We start from the raw sequence: 24,236 nt of genomic DNA on the forward strand, positions 1-24,236 counted from the left end.
TTTAACCTAAGTCGTTATGATAAGATTTAATTCAATTCAACGTCTTCTAAAGACTGAATATACTAGCAGAGGCTTTGTTTTTAAACGAACGTCTCTACTGGTATATATCTGTGTTTCTATTCTTTCGTTGTCAATAGCGAAAGTTGGATATGCACAGGAACATACCTTTGACTGGGCTGTATCTATGAATGTGAACGCTACTAGAGGGGATGCTGCGTTGTTTTCTACGGCGGTGGACGCGAGCGGAAACGTTTATGTCGTTGGGCAGTTTGAAGGTACGAATGTCGATTTTGACCCTGGATCAGGGGCCTATTTGATGAGTTCAACCGGTGGGCAAGATATTTTTGTTCAAAAACTAGATGCTAATGGTAATTTTTTATGGGCAAGGAGATATGGTTCGGCTACCGATGATGTCGCTTATGGTATAGCCTTAGATAACATGGCAAATGTCTATTTGACAGGACGATTCACGCAAACGGTGGAATTTGATCCTTCTACCGTGCTTACCTCTAAAGGGGCAGCAGATGGGTTTGTACTGAAACTAAGTACAGAAGGAGATTTTATATGGGCCAAACAAATGGGAGGTACTGGCTTTGACATAGCTAATGGTATTGCAGTGGATGTTGACGGTGACGTGTATACCACAGGAAGTTTTGTGGGAACTGCAGATTTTGATCCAGGTTCTGGTGTTTATAATCTTGTCGGACAGGGGAGTACTACAGATATCTTTGTTCAAAAATTGGATCGTGATGGCAACTTTGTGTGGGCTATCGGCATGGGAGGGCCGACCAATGATGTGGGATATTCTTTAGGGGTTGATGCAGCGAAGAATGTATATGTTACTGGAAATTTTACAGGGATTGCTACTTTTGGGAATGTGACACTTAATGCTGGTACTACTGGTGCTAGAGATATTTTTGTAACTAAAATTAATGCCAATGGGACTGTTTCTTGGGCAAAAAGTATGGGACTTCCAGCTCCTCATGATGATAGCTTCGGTCTCGCAGTAGATCCGACCGGCAACGTATATGTGACAGGAGGGTTTCGCGGAAATAATGCGCCTTTCGGTCCATCGATAAAACTGACTTCTATTAGTGCAGGTGTACATGATGTTTTTGTACAAAAGCTCAATACAAATGGAACAGTGTTATGGGCCAAAAATATTGGTGGAGCTGCTGCTGATTCCGGATACTCCATTGCTTTAGATGGGGAGGGGAATGTTTACACAACAGGATATTTTACCGCTGGGGCTGATATTGATTTTGATCCAGGGGAAGGTAATTTTCCGTTGGTGTCTAATGGTTTAACAGATGCGTTTGTATTGGTGCTCAATAATGACGGTAACTTTGTCTGGGCGAAGTCGATGGGAGGAGCAGGAAGTGACGCTGGCCATTCTGTTACAGTAGATAAGCTTGGCAATGTTTACACAGCGGGTAGGTTCACTGGAACTGTAGATTTTAATTCTAATGGTAATGCGTTTCCTTTGACTGCGGGCAGTAGTACTACCTATGCGGCTTTCATACAGAAGTTAAAGCCTGTTATTAAAATCACAGCAACATGGAATGATGGTACAAATGAGATTCCTGTTGAGGCAGGCGATCCATTGGAGCTAGTCTATGGAGATCAAGGAACGTTGACACTATCACACAACAATCTTGATGTACCAGCTCCGGTTTTTTCCTTTGTCCAAGATCCAGCAGTAGACCCTTTACTCGCTGTCACTACACCATCTGTAGGCAATACGTATACCATCAAAGGTGTCAGAGCCAATGCCTCAGGTGAAGAGGGAACACTGAAAGTAACGTTACCAGGGACATCCAATCTCGATGGTGCTGAATTAGAATTTACTGTTGTGGTGAAAAAAAGACCGATAACTGTTTCATCAAATGTATTGACGAAATCATTTGGAACGGGAGAGCCGACTTTTAATTTTAGTGTTTCAGAAGGGACATTAAATACTGGGCATACGACAACGGGAGCACTGACTCGTAATGCTGGGGAGACCATGGGGTATTATGATTTTCACTTGGGTTCCTTGGCCGTGATGAGTGGATCGGACAATGTGACCAGTAATTATGTAGTCACAATAGATCCTGCACAGTTTCAGATTATTGGTATGCCGCTTACGATTACAGCCACAGGAGAGGTGAGCAAACTCTACGGGGCAAATGATCCGGCATTTACATACATCGTCAGTCAAGGTAGTCTTCCTTCTGGCTATAGTTTGACCGGAACATTGGAACGTGGTGCAGGTGAAGATGTAGGGCATTATCCTTTTATGACAGATGCGTTAGTAGTGAAGGATGGGAATGGACAAGATGTTACATCAAGTTATACGATTACTTCGGATCCTCAGGTATTATTTTCTATTAAGCCGGTAGCGTTAACGATATCTGCAGTAGCCAATACCAAAGTATATGGTCATGATGATCCTGTATTTGCATATACAGTGACAGGCTTAGTACATAATGAGGATCCCTTCAGCTTGTTTAGCGGTTCTTTAAAGCGTGAACCGGGTGAGGATGTTGGGGAATATCAGATCCAGCCTTATACACTTTCATTAAATAGTACGAATTATGAATGGAATCCCAATGATTTTATAGAAGCGATATTTAAGATTACAAAGGCATCACAGGTGATTACGCTATCAGTAGCGACACAGGTACAGTTGAACGCGGGAACACTACCTGTGGTGGCCACATCTGACAGTCAATTGCCAGTTACGTTGACAGTGGATGACGAGAGGTTGGCCACGGCAGTGGGCGCTGAGCTGGTATTGTTAAAAGGAGGAACGCTTACCGTGAAGGCATCACAGGTGGGAAATCATAACTATGAAGCAGCAACTGATGTGACAGCACTGGTTCAGATTATAGATCCTAAAAGCAGTCCGCTCATCGTCGTTCAACAGGCGGTGTCTCCTAATGGGGATGGAGTAAACGATTTTCTGACTATCGAAAATATCGAAAGATATCCTGAGAATCATTTAACAATCATTGACCGTAGTGGCAATCTGATTAAAGAAATCACGGGATATGATAATGATCAACGTGTATTTACGGGAATGGATGTTCCCGACGGTACTTATTTCTATAAGTTGAAAATTAAGATCAGTGGCAATTGGCAGTATTATCAAGGATTTATTGTCGTGAAAAAGAACTAACAGATGAAAAAATACATTATTCTTTTACTATATGTAGTCTCTATGTCATGGATACCCTTGATGAGCTACGGACAGCATAGTCTCAGTTACAATCAATTTGGACAGTTGAGAACTGCCTTTAATGGCTCGCTGAGTTTAATGGATCCAAACGGGGCCGCAACAATCCTCACCAGGCAGCAATGGGTTGGAATCGATGGTGCCCCCAAATCCTATTGGGTAAGTGGCCATATGGGGATCAAACGTTTCGGGGCGACTGTAGGACTAGATATGAGACAGGTCAGCCTTGGTGTTGAAAAAGAACGTGAGTTAAGCGCTTATGTGGCTTCGGCCGTGCGTCTTTCAGAAAAGGAATACTTGGGACTATCTCTAGGAGGAGGGATATTGATGCATACGGGCGAATATTCCAAGTTGGCGCCTTCAGACCCTTTGTTTGCTCAAGATACTCGTACCAATCAAGGTGTTGTAAGTATTAGTACTTCTTATTTTAAGGAAGACACTTATTATGTTGGTGTATCCATTCCACGTTTTGTCCTCAACAAGCGTCATCGTGACCAGGATTATCATTTTAGACAAGTATACTATGCCACAGGTGGGGCGCTATTGCGTATTGATGATGGTTTTCATGTTCGTCCTTCCTTTATTGTGAGCCATATGGAGGGCTCAGGAGCACGATTTGATGTTAATGCCTTAGCCTTCTTTGCCCAAAAGTTTGGTATAGGCTTGGGAGTACAGAATAAAGGAGATCTGGCAGGTCTGTTACAGCTTAATATTGGAAATATAGGAGTGGGATACAGCTATCAGTTTAGCCCTGGCAATGCGGTCAATAGCCAACGGATCTCGAGTAACACCCATGAGGTCGGCTTGCGTTATAGAGTGGGCGGTATAAAGATGCTATAATGTTTACAGGTATTATTGAGAAAAATAAAAACATGCATAAAATTAAATTAACCTTTATCCTGCTCTGCATCTGGAGCTTTCAGGGCCTGGCCCAAAATATAGACAACTATCTCTACTCGACCGTTACTTACGGTCTTCAGAGAGAAGTAACTACGGCAATTCCTGCAGGAACCCGAGCTTATAAAGGAAGAGTGAGTATAGCTATGGCAAAAAAGGGAGCTCAAGCAAATGCTGTGATTGTCAAGGCGGATAAGGATGCAAATAATCAAAAAGGATTGCTTTTGCAAAAGGAGCTGGAGAAAGCTTGGAAGGTAAAAGTTCCTTTAGTCGACTGGGATGAAGCGAGATCTGGAGATAAGAATATTATACTTTTTGGAGCCGCAAAATATAATATGCCCCTACGTGAGCTTGATGCCAATAACTTATTAGGGAATAATGACAGAGGCTATGAGGTACGGACTGTTCCCAATGCTTTGTCGTGGGGCAAAGACGTGCTATATATCAATGGCAATACGGACGCTGATTTTGACGAAGCGATCAAAATATTGGTCAAAAAATCATCTAAACCAGACAAGATCCCTTATTTTATAGCGTGTAAGGGGTGGGAGAATGAAGATGCGACCAAGGATCACAAAGTTTTTATTGAAGAACTGTTGGAGCACTACGCTAAGGATGATTCGCGTAGAAATAATATAGCTTTGGAGACATTCTTGGCAAAGCCTGTGCAAAAGTACAAGATGACAGGTGATGATGCTTATGTAAAGACTTTTGCCGAGATGATGAATATGATATTGGAGCGCTATGACAAATATGATGGTCCTAATAAGACACCGCCGACTTTTGAATTTCATATTTTTCCGACGTATATGTATACAGTCGAAAACTCGAAAGCTTTTTCGGATACGGATCGGTTGAAGGCCATTGAGTTTATGCGACGTATAGCCGAAGAGTCAATGAATTTTTGGGAGATGGTAGCGCCCATGAAGTTCTATGATGAAGGTACTAAAGGTTATATTACCAATCACTCTTGTTTTGCTTCGAGGACTGTCGCTGCTTCTGCTCGATATCTGTTGACGAGATACGATTATCAACCTGCGCGCTATTGGAAGGAAGTCGCAGATAATGGGTTTGATGGCGTGGCGCCACATCCCTATTCGCCTGAAGATGCAGCAGGTTATCAATATCTGGTGTATCGTATATTTATAGACTATGCTATTGTGAGCGGTCGGTATAAACTTGATTTTTTCAAATCACCATTGTTCCAGGGATATTTGCGCTTTGCAAAGGCTCAGTACAACCATCTTGGCTACTTGGCAGGATATGGCGATGCCAATGCGTTGGGACACTATAGTTCACATCCATTCCTCAAACAGGCTATCGATCTTTTTGATGATGAAGAAGCTAAGTATATCCTGAAGCTAATCAATAGAAACAATGCCGGTAAGGGGATTGAGACACCGATAGATATGGCTTCTCCGGGGGCAGATACGCATGGGCTGAGCTATTTCACTTTAGATGAATTCAAACAGACCCAATACAAAATAAAAGGATTGTTCAATAGACCCTTATTGGATAAGGCTATATTCAGGAGTGGTTGGGATGATAAGGCTGATTTCCTAACAGTTACTGGGATTAATGGTGATGGGCGTAACCATGGTCACTTTGATGCAAATGGCCTTGCTCAATATATGGTGGGCGATAGGGTGTGGTTATGGGAGGGAGATTACATCCGTAAATTTCCAGAAGACCACAATTCCATGGTAGTGAATAGGGATGGAAAGCACTTTGATTTTAGTCGTAACTTTAAAGTAAGGAATAAAGCCGCTGCCTCCCAGGTACGAGCCTCTTTAGAAAGCAGTAATAAGCAGCAATCTCTATTGTCGTTGCAGTTGGAACAGTATAATGGTGTCAATTGGACCCGAAATATTAATTACCTTGCTCGCAAGGGGCTTTGGATCATTGACGAAGTCGATGTGCTGACGCCTGGTAGTTATGGAATTGAGATTTCTTGGAAAAGTGTGGGAAACATGCAGGTCAAGGATCAAGCAGTGCAGTTGACACAGAAAAATTTGAATGATGGCATTCCTTATAACTTCTTTATTGTTGAAGGAAGTGGAGCGACGCGCTTTACAAAGACATTTTTTGAAAGTGGTGTGGGGCGTAAAGATGGTAACCTCATGGGGTACCAAAAGTCATTCGATCTGAACAGTCGACAAGTGGTGCAGCGCAAACAGGGGGCTTACAAGAAAGGAGATAAGTTGTATTATGTAAACTTTATGCATGCTGTAGAGGGAGAGAATCCGGTAGCTCCTCGTATCCATCAATTGGCGGGCCATGTATATGCCGTACAATCTGGATCAGAATATCATCTCGCCATTATTGGAAAGTATGTGGATAAAGATGTGGAAATAGATGCTGATCGGTGTTTTATGGGGCCAGAAGGAATATTGGCCTCAGGGGCGCGTACCGTAAAAATTGGAGACTATATATGGACATCAGAAACAGCAAGAGATATTGTTATCGATGCTAAAGAATTGCTTAGCGGGCCTTATTTAACAGTTCTCCGTACACAATTTTTAAAGGGTGTACAATTACAACCATCCAATCCTGTTCGTGTTGAAACAGCGGAAAGTAAGATTGCTACAATCAAAACACTGAATAGTAACATCTCCTATCTGGCAAAGCAGGGGAAAGAGATAGCGGTGGGTACTGGTAATGGAACTTTTGTCCTTATGGATGAAAAAGGGAATACGCTTTTTGAACATCAATTTGCTAAGGAGATTACAGCGATAGCTCCTATACAAACCGGAAAAGGAACAAAATGGGCTATTGCTGTTTTTCCGGAAAATCTAGACGATGCCAAGGCAATGGTATATCTGGTCGATGAGAACAGGAAAATAGCCTGGTCCAAGCCTATAGCTCCTTGGCATAGGCGATTTGGTACGGTGACTACGATGTTTCCTGCAAAATTGGATACCCAAGGGGATTTAGCTTTGATCGTGGGATCCCAAGGGTGGCACTATTATGCTTTTTCACCAACGACAGGCGAACTTATTTGGCGTTGTCCCATTACCCATGGAGCTACAGTAGGCGCTGCAGGAGATATGGATGGTGACGGATTCGATGATATTGCCATAGGAGCCGAATACTATTACCATCAATTAGCTAATCATAAAGGACAACCCTCTAAAGCATTTTCTGCTTCACCATGGAACTATTCGGTTGTTATTAAGGATTTGGATGGTGACGGGAAAAAAGAAGCTGTATTTGGAAGGGGTGACGGTTGGTTATATGTCAATGTTCCTGAAGGAAACAGCTTTAAGACTTGGCGGGCGAATGTTGGCGGACGCCCCATTGCTATTGTAGATGTGGAGGACGGTGAGACCAAGTTGGCTACTGCAACAGAGATGGGGGATGTGGTCTACTTGGATGGCGCAGGTAAGGTCTTGAAATATGTAAAGCTACCTGCACAATTGACTGACTTGAAGATACAGGGGGATAAACTTTTTGCGACGTGTATCGATGGGTTTGGTTATGTATTAAATACGGCAGGACAGGTATTGGGTAAGTATCCTTATCAACAGGATGTCAATTCATTATATCAACCCAAGATTGCAGCGGATGGAGGAGTAGCTTCTTTCTTCTCTGGAAGGAATATTTACGCCATTGGTTTATAGTTGTGTAGATACTAAATTTGGAACGAATGATAATCAATAAAAGAATGAACTTAAAGACTGTATTAGTAGCAGTTGTGCTGGCGACAGGGCTATCTATCGCGTGGTCACCTTTGCAGGCACAACATAATCTCGCAGGTATCGATGTAGAAGAGCCGAAGGTTGTAAAAACAGATGGAGTAGAATTTGCTGTTTTACCCGATAAGAAAGATTGGATCTATAAAATTGGCGAAAAGCCAATGTTTAAAATAAAGCTGTTCGTTGACGGAGAGCCTGTTGCTAATGCAAATATGACGTATATGGTAGGAATGGAGAAAATGGAACCTATTTCTAAAGGGACGATTTCCTTAGAGCAAGGTTATGCCGAGCTTCCCGGAGAAGTGGTCAGTACCGCTGGTTTTCTTCGTTGTGACGTACGTGTACGTGTAAAGGATAAGATTTATAAGTCAGTAGCGACTGTAGCTTTTGAACCTGAAACCATTAAACCTACGGTAGTGATGCCTACCGATTTTAAAGCTTTTTGGGCAGAGGCAATTGCTAAGTCAAAGACGACTCCACTAAATACAAAGCTCACTCCAATATCGGATAGAAGCACGAGTGATGTAGATGTTTACCAGGTTGAATATCAGTTTTATAATGATGGAGTAAAGAGCTTTTTTGGTGTGTTGTCGATTCCTAAGAAGGAAGGAAAGTATCCAGCTATTATTCGTTTTCCGGGAGCTGGGTGGGCGCCGCTTGGAGGGGATCCCGGTACAGCAGCAAAGGGATTTATAACACTGGATCTATATATTCATGGTAAACCTGTCATCCATGATAAAGCTTTCTATGCGGACCTACAGGTTAATGAGTTAAAGGATTACCAATATAAAGGTATTGCCAATAGAGACTCTTTTTATTACAAAAATGTGGTATTGGGTTGTGTGCGTTCGGTAGATTTAGTTTATTCCTTACCGCAATTCGACGGTAAGAATGTTGGCGGCTGGGGTTCCAGTCAGGGTGGAGCATTGTCCATTATTACCACCTCTCTGGAAAAACGGATCAATTATATGGTCGCATTGTGTCCAGCTATGTGTGATTTCACAGGATATCTGAATAACAGAGCAGGAGGATGGCCTCATTTCTTTACCAAGCCAGAATTGTATAAGGACAATCAAGAGACCGTAATGAAGAGTTTGTCTTATTTTGATGTGGTCAATTTCGCTAAAGACATTAGTGTCCCGGCCTATTTATCATGGGGATTCAACGATGTTACAACCCCACCGACGACCTGTTTTGCCGCTTATAATGCAATACAATCTCCAAAGCAGTTGTATATTATACCTGAGGGGGAACATAAAATATATCCAGCACAACGCACCAAAACCTACGCTTGGCTGACAAAAAATCTTGTGAAATAATAAATAATAAGTGAAGTTAGGCCCTTGGTAACTCGTTTTATCAGGGGCTTTTTTATTTATTTTTTTCTTTCACACTTGTTTTTTCTTATACTTGACATCTAAAATGTTACACTAACTAATCTGGACACGGATAAACTACTCATATTTTGAATAGGGAAGATCTTGAAATGGTACAGGCGATCAATGATGCTGATCCCATAGCTTTTAAAAAGCTATTCGACAGCTATTGGAAAAAAGTGTACCGTATGGCTCTTCAGAAACTTCCCCGAGAAGAAGATGCTTCGGATATAACCCAAGACGTGTTTTATATTATATGGAAAAATAGAGGATATTGGCATGTGAAGACTAATATACAGGGGTATCTATTATCTATGTTGAGGCATAAGATATATGATTTCTATGCACAGAGAGACAAGTTTCCGATTTTCGTTCCTCTTGATGAACAGGAAGAATATTGGGATTATAGCTTCCGCGAAGGTGAGGAGGATGATTTTTCGGAAGAAAACCAATTGGTAAAGAAGGAAATAGATGCTATGCCTGATAAGATGCGGGAAGTGTTTCTATTGAGCCGTTTTGAAAATCTTTCTGCCCAACAGATCGCCGACAAACTGGGTATATCGGTACAAACAGTGAGAAACCAAATCTCATCTGCTTTGAAACGTTTAAAGCTGCGGTTTGGAGATAAAGTTACTTGGTTGCTGTTTTTGTTTTTCATTAAGTTTTAAAAGGTGCGCCTCTCTGCCGGCGCGGGGCATGTTCGTTTCCTCTGGAGGTTGCTACGCAATTTTTCTTGATAAAAAGGAACAAGCGATCAATAATCAACACGTGAAAAGGCGACCTTGTAACATATGGAGACTAAGGCCATAAAGCTATCACAGATTATCGTACATATTGCAGTAACCAAGGATTTCCAGTCTATGGGTGGGCAGTGTTGCGGCGACCTAGGAAACCGCACGTATAGCTTTATGTGCCGTGATGAACATAGGTTACACAGTCTTGACTCTTTGCTTCTTTCTCGTTCAAGGAGAAAGAAGAGCCCTGTCGCGGCTCGAGCGACAAGATGATGTTGATTTTAATCCTTCCTTAAGCACCATATACCTCACTTTTCTACAAAGAATAAAAAAATAAAAATATTTCATTCCTACATAGTATGTTTTCAAAAAAAGACAGACTATACCTATAGAACTCAAAAATATGATGCTATCCAATAGGCCAAATAAGTATAAAAAGGAAGAACTGTGGAGAGGAATTGTTGCCAAAGCTCAGCAGGATGGAGATTACAGTCTCGATAGTATTGTCGATGCGAAGGTCGTTCCTTTTTATAGGAACCAATGGGCTGTAGCTGCTGCAGTAATGGTATTGTTTCTGTCCGTATCGGTATGGATGTATCGTAGTGCTACGAATCATCAGTATCTCGGCGAAAATCAGTTGAGAGAGGTTTTTGCGGATGCAGGCACGCTATCAAAGCTCGTGCTATCCAATGGAGACACCATTTTATTGGATGACCAAAATGGGTTAGATACTAATATTGCCTATTTGGCCATTGCCGATCAAGTCTTGGATTTTCGGAAGCTACATCAAGAGGATTTACTTGATCAGGAACAAATTGTAGAGACTGCGCGAGGAAAGCAACTGCGGATTATACTTTCTGATGGTACTGCAGTATGGCTTAACGCTTCTTCAAAGATTGTTTTTCCTGCTCGTTTTCAAGGTGACAGGCGGGAGGTAACGATTGATGGAGAAGCGTATTTTGAAGTTGCACATAATCGGAAGTCACCATTTATCGTAAAAACAGATGGGCAGCAAGTACGGGTGCTGGGTACTCATTTTAATATCAGGCAATATAAAGAAGAAGGAACAAAGGCGGTCACTTTACTAGAGGGGGCAGTACAAGTGACCAGTGCTGATAAAAGTAGTAGACCTGTTGTATTAAAGCCTGCTGAGCAGTTTATTCAGTTGGATGGAAAGACAGGACCTATTGTACAGACGTTGAGTAATCCGGGAGCGGTGATAGCCTGGAAAGACGGAGATTTCTATTTTGATGATGCTGATGCAGAGACTATTGTTAAGGAGTTGGAGCGATGGTATCCTGTGTCGATCGGTATAAAGCAGCAAGATACAACCAAGAAAATATCTGGACGTATCAAACGAACGGATTCGATGAAAGAAGTCGTTGATATGCTTCGATTCTTTGATATCGAAATACAAGTCGAAAAAAACTAACAATCAATTAATTATAATTTATTTAACCTCAAAACCATTATGAAGCATTTTTTCATGAAGTATAGGCACTGGAGAGCTTATCCAATACATTGGGTACTACTGTGTCTAGCTGTTTTTCACGTGGGGGTAGTGCTGGCTCAGATTAATATCTCCGTAAGGCAGAAGTCACTACCTGGTATTTTTAGCCAGATTGAAAAGCAAAGCAATTATGTCTTTCTGTATGATAAGGCTGTTGCTGCTGTACCAGCGATTTCAATCGATTGTACCAATTGTTCTATTGAACGTTTAATCCAACTCTTAGAGAAGGAAACCAAGTTGGAATTTAAGTTGTCCGGACAGCAAGTATTGGTGAAAAAGAAGACTGAAAAGTCCGCCGAAACTTCTACTCCTGCGGTAGCCATGCAAACTGATCAAAGAGATACCATCAAAGGAAAGGTTGTTGATGAAAACGGCAAGCCAGTTGTAGGAGCGACTTTATTGATTAAAGGAACTAAGATTGGAACGTCTACTGACAAGAATGGTAATTTCAAAATGCAGCGAATCTCGCCTGCACAGACTATCATTACGAACAGTATAGGCTACCACCCAATGGAGGTGCTGGTAGGAGCACAAAAAACATTGACGGTAGCTCTAAAAATCAAAGCACAGGAGATTGAAGATGTTGTTGTTTCCACAGGTTTGCAAAAACGTGAGAGAAGCAAGCTGGTAGGGAATGTTTCCTCGATCAAGGGAGAAGATTTGGAGGGGGCTGGAATTACGACTATCGATAAGGCACTACGTGGGAAAATGACAGGGGTGTATGTTCGGTCAAATTCTGGCCGTCCTGGAGAGACTGGTTCTATAGTGATTCGAGGTAGCAATACTATGACCGGTAATGCTGAACCATTAATTATTTTGGATGGAATGCCTTTACAGAATGGTGATGTGGCTGGCATGGATAAAACGAGTTCGAATATCAATAGCCTATTGACCAATGGTATTGGTAATATTCCGCCCGAAGATATCGCCACGATAGATATTCTCCGAGATGCTACTGCAGCCTCTATATATGGAGCACGTGCAGCCAATGGCGTTATTGTTATTACCACGAAACGTGGGGAGGTAGGTAAAGACTACATCAATTATTCCACGAAACAAGGATTGACGATGCGTCCTGAGAATTCATTTAGTTTTATGAATTCGGCAGAGAAGATTGCGTTTGAAAGACAAATATATGACGATTTTCATCCCGGATATGGTGGTCGCGTTAATCAGCTTTTGATGCAAGCAGATAATGGGACTATTACCCAAGACGAACTTGAAAGAAGGATAGGAGAATTAGGTGACATCAATACCGATTGGATGGGTGTCTTGTACAGTCCTGCTTATCAGCAAACGCATAATGTCTCCATGTCGGGGGGCAGTACTAAATTACAGTATAATGTATCCCTGAATTATCAAGACGCAAATGGCACTTTGATGGAGAATAAGTTTAAACAAGGTGGTATGAGTGCGAAACTGACCAGGAATATTAATGATAAGTTGTTGGTCGATTTTAACCTTTATACCACAATCAAAAAGAACAAAGAAGGCCAGTCTAAGTTAGATCCGTTCCGGTATGCTATGTTTGCTAACCCATACGAAAAGCCATATAATTCTGACGGCACCTATGCTTGGGATAAAAGCTATAGAAGTGTAGATAATGACCTTAACTATTACTCTGATCTCAATTACAAGACCTTTAATATTCTTAGAGAACTTCGCGAAAATACGTTGAGTACAGATTATGGTAATGCTAGAGGTCAATTAGGAGTAGAATGGAAGTTTTTAGATGGTTTTCAATACCGGGGGTCAGCTGTGTTGAATTATACGAATGTACAGTCTATGGATGAGTCTCGTGAGGGAACTTACCGTTCATGGGCAGATAACAGGCTTAATGGTGCAAAAACTACAGGAGCGGGTATATTGGAGAAATTCAACTATGGATTTTTGGAGGAAAATTCGGGGAAAACCATCGACTATACTGTGCGCAATACGATAGAGTATAATAAGACATTTGTGGAGAAGCACTATGTTCAAGGATTTTTTGCCAATGAGGTTTCCGAGCGTACAAATAATCGGTTTTCACACTTTAATCCGGTCTATCTGCAAGATTATCGGATGGCGGGATATCCATCTTGGGATGATATTCCTGCTTCTAACTATAAAAAAATGGATTTGAGTAGGTTGGGCGGTACATATTACGAAAAAGATCGTTCGGTTTCGTTCATTAGTTCGATCGCTTATGCTTATGCTAACCGATATGTGCTGAATGCCAATTTTCGGTCAGATGGTGTGGACATTATCGGATCAAAAAATCAATTTACACCCTTGTGGTCTGCCGGTGTTAAATGGAATGCGCATGAAGAAGCTTTTGTTCGGGAAAACCTTCCTTGGTTAAATCGTTTTGTGTTGGCGTATGGTTATGGGTATACTGGCAGTATCAACCGTTCGGTTTATCCGTTTCATACTTATGAATTGGGGGCCGTAATCTATGATGATATTGCTAAGGCAACTGCCTTTAATTATGGTAATCCTGTGTTGAAATGGGAAAGAAAGCGTGACATCAACTATGGGATTCATATGTCCGTATTGAATAGTCGTGTTAATATTGAAGCCAATTATTACGATAATAAAGTGACGGACCTATTGGATGATGTAGCTTTGCCAGCTTCAGTGGGGCGTACTTCTTCTATGATGAATGCCGGCATTTTGTCTAACAAAGGCTGGGAGTTATCTGCTCGTGTCGACGTTGTAAAAAATAGAGACTGGTTGTGGGAGGTGGGTGCCAACCTGACAACTGTGAAGAACAATTTGGATAAAGTATATAATAAACGAACACCGAATGTGTCCTCACTCGATCCTAGAAATGTTGAAAACTATGCAATGCGGTCGTGGTTTGGATATAAGTTTAGCCATATTGATCCGACTAATGGACATATGATGGTTAATGCACAGCGTATCGATGGGCAAGGGGCTGTCGTTGGTGATGAAGTCATTGATCTGTCCACGATTTCTACAGCTGATCTGCAAGCCAAGTATACAACCTATTATTTAGGCCAGCAGGATCCGAAGATGTATGGTGGATTTAATACACGCATTCGTTACAAAAATATAACCTTGACGAGCAACTTCGTATTTGCAGATGGTAATATGATCAAAGGTTTTCAGGATCGCCGTGAAGGACCAAGTGGAGAGACCGATGATGTGACGGCGAGTCGTACCAACCGTTTGAAAAATCAACAGTATCGCTGGAGGCAACACGGTGATGTGACGGATATTCCGTTTTATTCGCAAGGGACATCTAATTACACACGATACTTGGTGGATAAGGATATTGAGTCAGGCGCGTATATCAAATGTACTGAACTCGGTCTGAACTGGCGTGCAAATCCAGCAATGTTCAAGAAGTTTGTGAAACAGCTTCAAATAGGTTTGCTTGCCAACAACTTATTTACGATAACGCCTTATTCGGGTACTGATCCGGAAACTCAGATGGCATTTGGCTATCCGACAACGCGTAGTTATACATTTTCCTTAAACATTGGATTTTAATTGACATGAAGAAGCTATTTTTATTTTATATATTGATTGGAGGGGTATTGCTCCAGGGGTGTAAAGAATTTTTGGACCTACCTCCAAAAAATCAGCGGGCAGTCACGACCTTAAGTGATCTGAAGTCGGTACTTGCTGGGTACCTTGATGCCTTTGCTAAGTCGAACACACAACCAATTGTAGGTCCATATCCTATTGTCACGGAAGATCAGAACATGATGTTTGAAGCTTATTCGGATAATTTCGACTTCAAAGCTAATATGGGACAATATGTGAATCCGCAGAATAACAATAAAAACGAAAAGTTTTACGCGAATAATCTACTGTTTAACAATATAGAGACTGTAGATGCTATTTGGAATAAGTATTATGAAACAATTGGTTTTCTCAATGCATTGATCGATCAGAGCGATGAATTGGTAATAGCGGATCCGAATGAGTTACTACGTGTGAAAGGAGAGATGTTGGTACACCGAGCATATTATGTTTTCAAGTTACAACAATATTTTGCTCCAATGGATGATGAAAGCATGGGTATCCCTCTGTATCTGCATAGTGGCAAAGAGGTGATCGGTGTAGAGATGAAACGTAAGAAATCCTCTGAAGTATATACTGTGATTATTGAAGATTTGAAAAAATCGCTGGAATACTTTCATTCAGTTGGAGCCAAAGAAGGATACTCTCGGTTTTTCAATGAACGTTTTATCCAGAATCTATTGGCTCAGGTGTATTGGTTTAAGGCTGAAACCGCTTCTAAAGCACCAGATGATTATCAAAGTGCTATTCAATATGCGAAAGGAGCTATTGCCGGGGTGGATGAACGGATTCCTAGCACCCTAGCAGCCTTTCAAAGTGTACAACAGAATTTGGATACACAATATCCAGCAATCTATATGCAAGGCCGTAATTATGGTGGTATTGCGGGCTTTTTTGGATCACCCTGGGATTACATGGGGTTTGCGCCCGCTAACCTTATTGTAGCTTCAGATTTGTTGGCTTTATTTGATAATAATGATTTTCGTAAAGAGGCATATTTTGTTAATAATACGTTGTCTTCAGCCTGGCCAGATGGAGCAGCATATGGAGCTAAGTACGTACGCGTACACTTATTTACACCGGAGGAAGCTTATTTGATTCTTGCGGAAGCCTACTTCAGGAATAATGAAGAAGGAGAGGCTTTAAATACACTGAATAAATTTAAAGGTTTTCGAGGAGCGACGGTTAAAAACAATTTGACCGGAGAGAATTTATTAAATGAAATTATTAACGAACGTCGTAAAGAATTTTTTACGGATACGGACAAACGATGGATAGATTTGAAACGTTACAAAATTGGAAATATCTCTAGAAATTTGAGGTTTTTTGATAAGAATTTTGACGTTAAGGTGTCAGCCAATGATTACCATTATGCCTTGCCAATTCCTTTAGCAGAGCTTCAGGAAAATCCAGATATCGTGCCTAATGAGGGCTGGAATCCAATCATTTTTTAATCTAATCGAAATACGATAATGAAAAAGTTTTTTTTGTTTTTTATTGGATTGATCCTTTTACAAGGATGTAATAAAGAGTCCTTTAATTATGAACTGTATTCTCCTACGGGATCGGATATTGATTCACTATATTTTTCAACAGGGAGTCCCACTTTAATAGCCAACGGTCAAGCTAAATTACAGTTCGTGGTCGAGCTGTTTAGGAAGGTTAGGATTAAATCAGAGACTGGTGGAGAGAAAGATACTATGATGTTTGTGGATTATCGGAAGCTTCCGTCTGCTGCGTTGAAGATTTTTGTGAATGGTCAACTGGTAGACGGGATGGAATATGGGACTAAAGATATGAGTAATCCGAAGCTTGATATTTATGCTGAGTTAGGAGGATATAAATCTGAAGTGAAATCGGTGCAGCTTAAAGAGCCAACTCCTCTTCCGGTAAAGCGTTATGTTGATGTGGTTTTTCATGTCTTTGATCTCGCAACGACAGATGCCACGTACGATCCACTTACCTATCAGCTGATTCAACAGAAACATCTAGAGGGGGGAATAACTTATGCTAATGCGGTGTTTTCGAATGCAATGGGCAAGGATCCTAATGGCGGTAATGCACAAATTGAGTTTAGATTGGCTAAGTACTCCCCAAGTGGCGCGATACTGCCACGTCCTGGCTATAATAATATTGTGTATAATTCAACTTGGAGGGCTAGTTCTTTTTTTAGTCTGTCCGATTTCACCAATAGGATTAACACGACTTCTAGCTATCAATGGGACAAATCAAAGTATTTAAATATTTATGTTTTACCTATGACTGCTAATAGTTCTTTAGGGAATAACAGGGCAAATTATCAGATAGTCGGCGCTGGTGAGACTCCTTTGGGAGGTGTCGATAAAATAGTCGTTTCAGAATCCGAAGTGCCTCAGAACGATTTTTATACCACATATGGTTTAGGTGTCCACCGCAATGTTTTTATTCCAGGCATGGAAAAAGAGGTGGAATTAGCATCCTATCTAGGTACATATTATGGTGTCTTTAGAACTACTGTAGTCAATGATTTCGTATATGACACCCGGAAGTATAATACCAGTGACAACTCATTTAAGACATTGTTGAAAGTTGGACTTGATGGAGATAAGTTTTTGGCAAACAATGCGATGGATGATATTCGGTATCCTTCGTTGCGGAACTGCTTTACGCAAGGACAGGTGGATCGGATGCGTCTGGTGATGGATCGTTCTCCTGTACGTAAGGCTTGGAAAGAATAATAACAAATAATTATATGATGAGAATAATTTATACAGCGGTAGGTCTATTGGCAGCACAATTGGCTTTTGGACAGGTCAAGATCAAAGTGATAGGCCATGTAACAGGAGATACTGAAGGGCACAATAAAGTGTACATAGCCAATCGGATGGCAACAGATTCGGCAGTGATTAAAGATGGCCGCTTTGAAGTGGAGTTTGAAGATCAAGGTGTTGGTTCTCGGTCAATTTCTATAGAATACGACCGGGCCAAAAGAAGAATGTACTCTCCTTTGGTTGTTTTTTATGATCAGTCTGGTACTGTCGAAGTTGAATTTGATGTGGTGAAAGGCTTATCATCGGGAAAAGTAAAAGGATTGGAATCGGCAGCAGCATATTATAACTACAACCAGGAAAAATCAAAGATTTTTATGGCTGCTTTTAGTGCTGCTAAGGCAAAATATGGAGAAGATGCTCTAAAAAAAGAAAGCGCTCATTTTGACGAAGCTACGAGCTTTAAAGATGAGTTGATGGTGCGTCTTAATGATTCTCTATTAAATATTTTCGTCAAAGCAGACGCTATGGTATCACCTGTTTTTATCCTGTCTCAAGCTTCTAGTTTACCTGTCGATCGCTTAGAAGCATATTATAATCGATTGTCAGAACGTGTCAAAGCTGGTGATGATGCACAATCTTTGTATGCAAGGATACAAGGTCTTAGGAATGCCTACATAGGCGCTGTAGTTAAAGATTTTCAATTACCTGATCAGCATGGTAAGGCACAATCTTTTGAACAGTTCAAAGGTAAATACGTGCTGCTAGATTTCTGGGCGTCGTGGTGTTCGCCGTGTAGAGCTTCCTTTCCTCGTGTTCGAGAAGTGTATAGCAAGTTGCAAGGGAAGAGCTTTGAGATTGTGAATGTTTCTATTGACCAAAATAAGCAGGCTTGGCTGAAGGCGGTAGGCGAAGAGTCGAATCCTTGGCCTCAGCTATACGACGACAGTAAGATTTCGAGTGCACTATTTAACGTCAGTGCAGTTCCTACTTGCTATCTCATTGACCCGTCTGGCAAGATCATTATGAAAGAGATCGGTTTTGATCCCAAAGGGGGAGGAGAAATGGAGAAGAAACTCGAAGAAATATTCAAGGTGAAATTTTAAATATTTATAATTATATAAGATGAGAAGAATAATTTTAAGTGTAACAGCGGGTCTGTTGATGGCAACAAGTTTATTTGCACAGACACGTGATTATATTACAGTAAAAGGTAAGGTCAATTTCCCTCCAGCTAAAGAACATCAGGAGAAGTATCCGTTTACCTTGAAGGATAAACCGATGAAGGATGCAGAAGTATTCCAAACGATTCAATTGAAGGCAGATAGCACGTACGAGATTAAGGTCCCTGCTAAGACACCACGCTTGTACTCCTTGGATGTATTTGGTTGGGATCGTATTACATTTTGGGCGGGTAATGATGACCTAAAGATTGATTTTCGAGGAATGGATACAGCAAAAATTGTAATTAAAAATCCTCCCTATATTTTTATTGAATCCGAAGGTAAAGACAATCAACTGATCAACATGTTGAATTGGGAGACACACCAGAATTATCAAACTTCTATTGCTGCAGGTAAATCACAATATATGGCGATGCAGATTAAAGATACTGCGCTGACGAAAAATTTGCAGGATTTGGTCATGGATCAGTTTTCTAGAAACAGTGCTACAGCTAAAGTATTTGTCAAGGCTTTCAAAAATGACCCCCAGGTGGTATATGCATTAGGCTACGTGAGTCCACGTAGAGATCAGGATTTCATTCTAGAGTATGTCAATCCATTGATAGAAAAATACCCTTGGTTAACAGAAGCTAAAGAAGTGAAAGAGAATATCGACAAAGCTATTGCTGCTGCAAAGAAAACAGAAGACGGGGCTAAGTTTATTAATATCACACAGCCGGATCCTAATGGTAAAAACATTAACCTTTATGATTACCTAAAAGGCAAAAAATATGTATTGGTAGATTTTTGGGCATCGTGGTGTGGTCCATGTCGGGCAGAGAATCCTCATGTATTAAAAGTGTATGACAAATACAAAAACAAAGGATTTGATGTATTTGCAATCTCTTTGGATGATAAGAAGGATAGGTGGATTCAGGCAGTTAAAGATGATAAAATGCCATGGGCTCAGGTTTCTGACTTGAAAGGATGGAAGAATGAAGCTGCGCAATATTATAATATTACTGCCATTCCGATGAATTATCTGTTGGATGCTAATGGAAAGATCGTTGCTAAGAATCTTCGTGGCGAGGCTTTGGAGAAAGAGGTTGCGAAGCTTTTAGACAAATAACATCATGAAGAAGGTCTTATTATTATGCTGTGTCTTAGTAGGGATCGCTACTAAGTCTAGTTATGCCCAGATGGCGGCAGCACAGCAGGTACAGTGGGCGATTGATGAAAAAATGGAGGTCCCAGTAGAACGTGACGTCCTGTGGGCTGCAATGAAAGATTACAGCTTGGTAGAAAAGCTTTCCAATGGATTGGTACTATCCATCATCAACAAAGACGATATCATGCCTATTCTACGTGAGGTGACTTTCAAAGATGGTAGCAAGCGAGAAGAATTACTGAGTCAGGTCGAGGACCAACATCGCTTTCTGGTATTCAAGCTGAAAGACAGCTCTTTGCCCAAGGGAATTAAGTCTGCTCAGTTTGCTTTATTTACCAAGGAAAAGGGAGATGCAAGCTCGGAGCTCAATTGGCGTGTTCATATCGAAGGCTCCAAGGATGCTAAGGAATTGTTGATACAACAGTTCAAAACCGAGATCGAAGCATATAAGATTGGATATGCCAAATACTTGAGCAAGCCTAAGTCAGTTCCTGCTATGCGAATGAATTAGTACTGTTGCTAAAATGAGTTAATATGAAAGGTGTTCCTTGTGAGGAACACCTTTTTTTATACTAAAAAGGCTAATTGACAACATATCAGGATATATTTTGTTACAAAGTACATTGATTTGATGTGGTGTGCGGTATTGTGTCGGAATGCTTGTTTTTGCTGCTTTTTACAAGTTTAAAAACGTAATTCAACCGATTGATTGGTGTTGTTTGTGCGTTATATTGCAACTTTTATTTTATTTTGTTAAATAAAATGCAAGATTATAGAATATTAATCGCTATAATTGTTGTAACCAAATTATGATGATATGTGTGTCGGTAGTGCAAACATATTTGGCTGATTAATTTATACACCTAAAATCAATAAGTTTATGAAGGGATGATTAATTCCTGTTTAGATTATTTTCTAACCTAAATAAATATGTTTAGTAATAGCGAAGCATAAAGGAGTTCGTCTTTATTTCATAACGAGATTTGTAATAAAGCAAGTTATGATGTTTAACCATTTATTAAAAAGAAACCAATCATGAGGAAATCGATGTTATTTTCTGTGGTAGGAGTGGCATTAGCTATTTCACCTCAATTTTCTTATGGAACGCCAAGCCGAATGATCGGAAAACCGTTACTTCTTCTAGAGGGATCCAGTTTTACCAACACCGTTCTCCAACAAACGGTTAAGGGGCGCGTTTCAGGGCCAGCAGGTCCTATTGCAGGGGCCACAATTGCCATTGTTGGCGGAACGGTAGCAACAAAATCTGGGCCAGATGGGAGTTATTCTATTCAGGCACCTATAGGTTCTACGTTACGTTTTAGTTCTGTCGGATATCAATCTAAGCAGGTGGTTGTGTCTTCCAGTTCTTTGTCCGTCAGGCTTGAGGAAGGATCCGGTGATATTGAAGAGGTAATGGTGACGGCAGAGTTTGGAATGAAACGCGTTGGTCGTGCTATAGGTTCCTCTGTGCAACAGATTGACGGTGCGACAATAAGTGAGTCGGGAAGAGAAAATTTTATTTCTGCATTGGCCGGACGTGTACCAGGGCTTAATGTAACCTCAACAGGAGGTTCGCCTGGTTCTTCTTCAACTGTTATATTGAGGAATATTACCTCGATATCGGGCAATAACCAACCGCTGTATGTTGTGGATGGCGTACCAATGAATAATTCTACGTTTGATCCTTTGAGTGGAATGGCGGGTGGTGGAGTAGACACCTACTCCGTCAATAACCTGGACTTTGCGTCTCGAGGCAGTGACTTTAATCCAGAAGATATAGAGTCTATTACTGTTTTAAAAGGAGCGGCGGCAGCCGCTTTGTATGGATCTGATGCGTCTAACGGAGCAATTATTATCACTACAAAGAAAGGTAAAGCAGGGAAAGGAACGGTTACTTATGGAAACTATTTTAAATGGGATAAAGCGTATGGCTATCCAGATATGCAGACCAAATATGCCAATGGTAATTATGGCACGACCAATTACTATAATACGGCACGGTTTGGTGGACTGTATCCAGACGGTATGAAACTGTATGACAATATCGGTTCGATACTGCAGACGGGTACACAGCAAAGGCACAATATTTCTGTTGATGCTGGTACAGAAAAGGCGACTATACGTGCTAGTTTTTCTCAGCTGAATCAGGATGGAGTGTTGAAAACTACTGGATATGATAGAACCAGTTTGAGTTTGGCTGGGCAGGCTGCTGTGACTCCTTGGCTTAAGTTTGAGGGATCTATGCAATATACCAAGATGGGGAACGATAAGGTTTTGAGGGGTACCGACGGTCCTCTGTATAGAGCGATGTTATGGCCTGTCGTTGATGATATGAGCAACTATCTAGCGGCCGACGGAAGCCATATGAGAAAGCCGGATTATTATGTCGACGAAGATCTTTTGAACCCACTTTTTGCGATGTACAGGAACAAGTTCTATGATAAGTCGGATCGGTTTTTGAGTAATATTGCTATGAATTTAACACCTATCCAGAATATGTTCCTTCGTGCACAGGTAGGTTGGGATGTGGGTATGCAGACCTTTGAGACCTCTACACACCCCTATTACTATAATAAAAATCTAGGAACTGGCCAATATAATTTAGTACAATCCAATTTTTCAGACCCTACAATCAACATTCTTGCAGGATATAACAACAAGTTTTTGAACGAAAAACTTTCGTTCTCTGGGCAGGTAGGTTATCATCAGATGGAGAACGGGGTGACACGTTCGGCAATGAATGGTACAGATTTTACCGTGCCTGACTTTCAATCTATAAATAATACAAATCCGCTTACACAGACAGGGACACAGCGGAATACCAAACGGCGTATACAGGCGCTTTCTGCCCAGATGGAATTTGGATATGATAATATTGCCTTCATTACTCTCAGAGGTCGTAATGACTGGTCTTCTACCTTGCCAGTTCATAATAATAGGTATTTTTATCCAGCAATTGAAGGCTCCTTTATTTTGTCAGATTTAGAATTTATGAAGGCTATCCCTGCGATTAACTACTTGAAGTTAAGAGGTTCTGTGGCGCGTGTAGGTAAAGATGCTGGTCCGTTAGAGATTGAGCCACAGCTTGAGAATAGCGAATTGTCTGGAGGAGGTTTTCTTTATGGATATACAGGGCCAAACCCTAATCTGAAACCCGAGATGACGACTGCCCACGAGGGAGGTATAGATTTAAGGATGTTCAATAATAGAGTGAATGCTAGTTTTACTTATTTCGGTACAAGAAATGCGGATCAGATCGTTAAGGGGTTTCGTCTGAGTTATGCAACAGGATTCGTATTGAATACAATGAATGTAGGGTCGTTTAAAACCTGGGGATGGGAAGGGCATATCGATGGAGATATTATTAAGAAACCAAATGGTTTGACGTGGAATTTAGGGGTCAATGCTTCACAAGGAAAGTCTAAGGTTCTTTATCTTCCAGATAATGTCACAGAGTATTATAACCCTTATACATGGATTTCCGGGAATGTGCGAAATGGTATTATGGTTGGAGAGCCTATTACAACATTAACTGGCCGTGCTTATGAGAGAAATGATAAAGGAGATGTGCTGATCAGTCCGGGTACAGGTCTTCCAATTACAAAAGATACTTGGTCGGTTATTGGCGATCGAGAGCCGAAGGTACGGTTTGGCATTACGACATCGTTGACCTATAAAGATATTCGCCTCTCTGGTTTGTTTGCTGGTCGTTTTGGTGCTACAGTAATCAATGGTACGAAACGGACGATGATGACCAATGGTACAAGTTGGGAGTCTGTAAATCTCAGAGAAAGTGGTTCTTACGTTTTTAATGGTGTTTTGAGGGATGGAAATGAGAATACAGAGAATCCTACGCGTAATAATATTGCTGCTGATTTCAATACCTATGGTGCTACTATTTTCTTGGGGGGTGATGAAGACTGGTTAGAGAAAAATGTGAATTATGTCCGTATGCAAGAGTTACGCCTTTCTTATCGAATACCTAAGAAGGTTTTGAGCAAAAGCAGAATTATCTCAGCGATGGATGTTTATTTTGTTGGTAATGATTTGTTTACCTGGACAAATTATTCGGGTATTGATGCTGTTGGTAATACGGTATCAGCAGCAGCAGGGGGAACTGGTGGAGAAGGCTATGATCTTTGGTCTATACCTAATCCTCGGGGATTTTCAGTGGGATTGAGTTTAACCTTAAACTAAA

The 24,236-nt window shown here is 41.0% G+C and carries 13 protein-coding genes; all 13 read left to right on the forward strand.

Going from position 1 to position 24,236, the window contains the following annotated elements:
• Positions 1 to 16 precede the first annotated feature (16 nt).
• The 13 genes from M472_RS41490 to M472_RS41545 all read left to right on the forward strand — a co-directional run bounded on the left by M472_RS41490 (position 17) and on the right by M472_RS41545 (position 24,235).
• Positions 17 to 3,160, forward strand: coding sequence for an MBG domain-containing protein (locus M472_RS41490; RefSeq protein WP_081643109.1), 3,144 nt, complete (start codon positions 17 to 19; stop codon positions 3,158 to 3,160).
• Positions 3,161 to 3,163: 3 nt separating this feature from the next.
• On the forward strand, positions 3,164 to 4,057 hold the full coding sequence (locus M472_RS41495) for a PorP/SprF family type IX secretion system membrane protein (protein WP_081643110.1): 894 nt from the start codon (positions 3,164 to 3,166) through the stop codon (positions 4,055 to 4,057).
• Positions 4,058 to 4,089: 32 nt separating this feature from the next.
• The gene (locus M472_RS41500; RefSeq protein WP_158499882.1) at positions 4,090 to 7,734 is read left to right on the forward strand and encodes a YncE family protein; all 3,645 of its coding nucleotides are present in this window, start codon (positions 4,090 to 4,092) and stop codon (positions 7,732 to 7,734) included.
• Between the two features lie 44 nt (positions 7,735 to 7,778).
• A complete protein-coding gene (locus tag M472_RS41505; protein ID WP_158499883.1) occupies positions 7,779 to 9,128 on the forward strand; it encodes an acetylxylan esterase in 1,350 nt (449 codons plus the stop codon).
• Positions 9,129 to 9,274: 146 nt separating this feature from the next.
• Positions 9,275 to 9,853 carry an RNA polymerase sigma factor gene (locus M472_RS41510; RefSeq protein WP_144062660.1) on the forward strand — a complete coding sequence of 193 codons (579 nt, stop codon included), beginning with the start codon at positions 9,275 to 9,277 and terminating at the stop codon, positions 9,851 to 9,853.
• Positions 9,854 to 10,322: 469 nt separating this feature from the next.
• A complete protein-coding gene (locus M472_RS41515; RefSeq protein ID WP_021069457.1) occupies positions 10,323 to 11,351 on the forward strand; it encodes a FecR family protein in 1,029 nt (342 codons plus the stop codon).
• Between the two features lie 39 nt (positions 11,352 to 11,390).
• The gene (locus tag M472_RS41520; protein ID WP_081643111.1) at positions 11,391 to 14,924 is read left to right on the forward strand and encodes a SusC/RagA family TonB-linked outer membrane protein; all 3,534 of its coding nucleotides are present in this window, start codon (positions 11,391 to 11,393) and stop codon (positions 14,922 to 14,924) included.
• A gap of 5 nt (positions 14,925 to 14,929) precedes the next feature.
• Positions 14,930 to 16,414 carry a RagB/SusD family nutrient uptake outer membrane protein gene (locus M472_RS41525; RefSeq protein ID WP_021069459.1) on the forward strand — a complete coding sequence of 495 codons (1,485 nt, stop codon included), beginning with the start codon at positions 14,930 to 14,932 and terminating at the stop codon, positions 16,412 to 16,414.
• A gap of 18 nt (positions 16,415 to 16,432) precedes the next feature.
• Positions 16,433 to 17,677 carry a zinc metalloprotease gene (locus tag M472_RS41530; RefSeq protein WP_021069460.1) on the forward strand — a complete coding sequence of 415 codons (1,245 nt, stop codon included), beginning with the start codon at positions 16,433 to 16,435 and terminating at the stop codon, positions 17,675 to 17,677.
• 14 nt (positions 17,678 to 17,691) lie between these two features.
• Positions 17,692 to 18,813 carry a TlpA family protein disulfide reductase gene (locus tag M472_RS44755; protein ID WP_081643112.1) on the forward strand — a complete coding sequence of 374 codons (1,122 nt, stop codon included), beginning with the start codon at positions 17,692 to 17,694 and terminating at the stop codon, positions 18,811 to 18,813.
• 19 nt (positions 18,814 to 18,832) lie between these two features.
• Positions 18,833 to 19,999, forward strand: coding sequence for a TlpA family protein disulfide reductase (locus tag M472_RS44760; protein WP_022829290.1), 1,167 nt, complete (start codon positions 18,833 to 18,835; stop codon positions 19,997 to 19,999).
• A gap of 4 nt (positions 20,000 to 20,003) precedes the next feature.
• Positions 20,004 to 20,549 carry an SRPBCC family protein gene (locus M472_RS41540; protein ID WP_144062661.1) on the forward strand — a complete coding sequence of 182 codons (546 nt, stop codon included), beginning with the start codon at positions 20,004 to 20,006 and terminating at the stop codon, positions 20,547 to 20,549.
• 524 nt (positions 20,550 to 21,073) lie between these two features.
• The gene (locus M472_RS41545) at positions 21,074 to 24,235 is read left to right on the forward strand and encodes a SusC/RagA family TonB-linked outer membrane protein (protein WP_031301480.1); all 3,162 of its coding nucleotides are present in this window, start codon (positions 21,074 to 21,076) and stop codon (positions 24,233 to 24,235) included.
• Position 24,236: the final 1 nt, after the last annotated feature.

Source organism: Sphingobacterium paucimobilis HER1398, from assembly GCF_000416985.1.
GTDB classification, from domain to species: domain Bacteria; phylum Bacteroidota; class Bacteroidia; order Sphingobacteriales; family Sphingobacteriaceae; genus Sphingobacterium; species Sphingobacterium paucimobilis.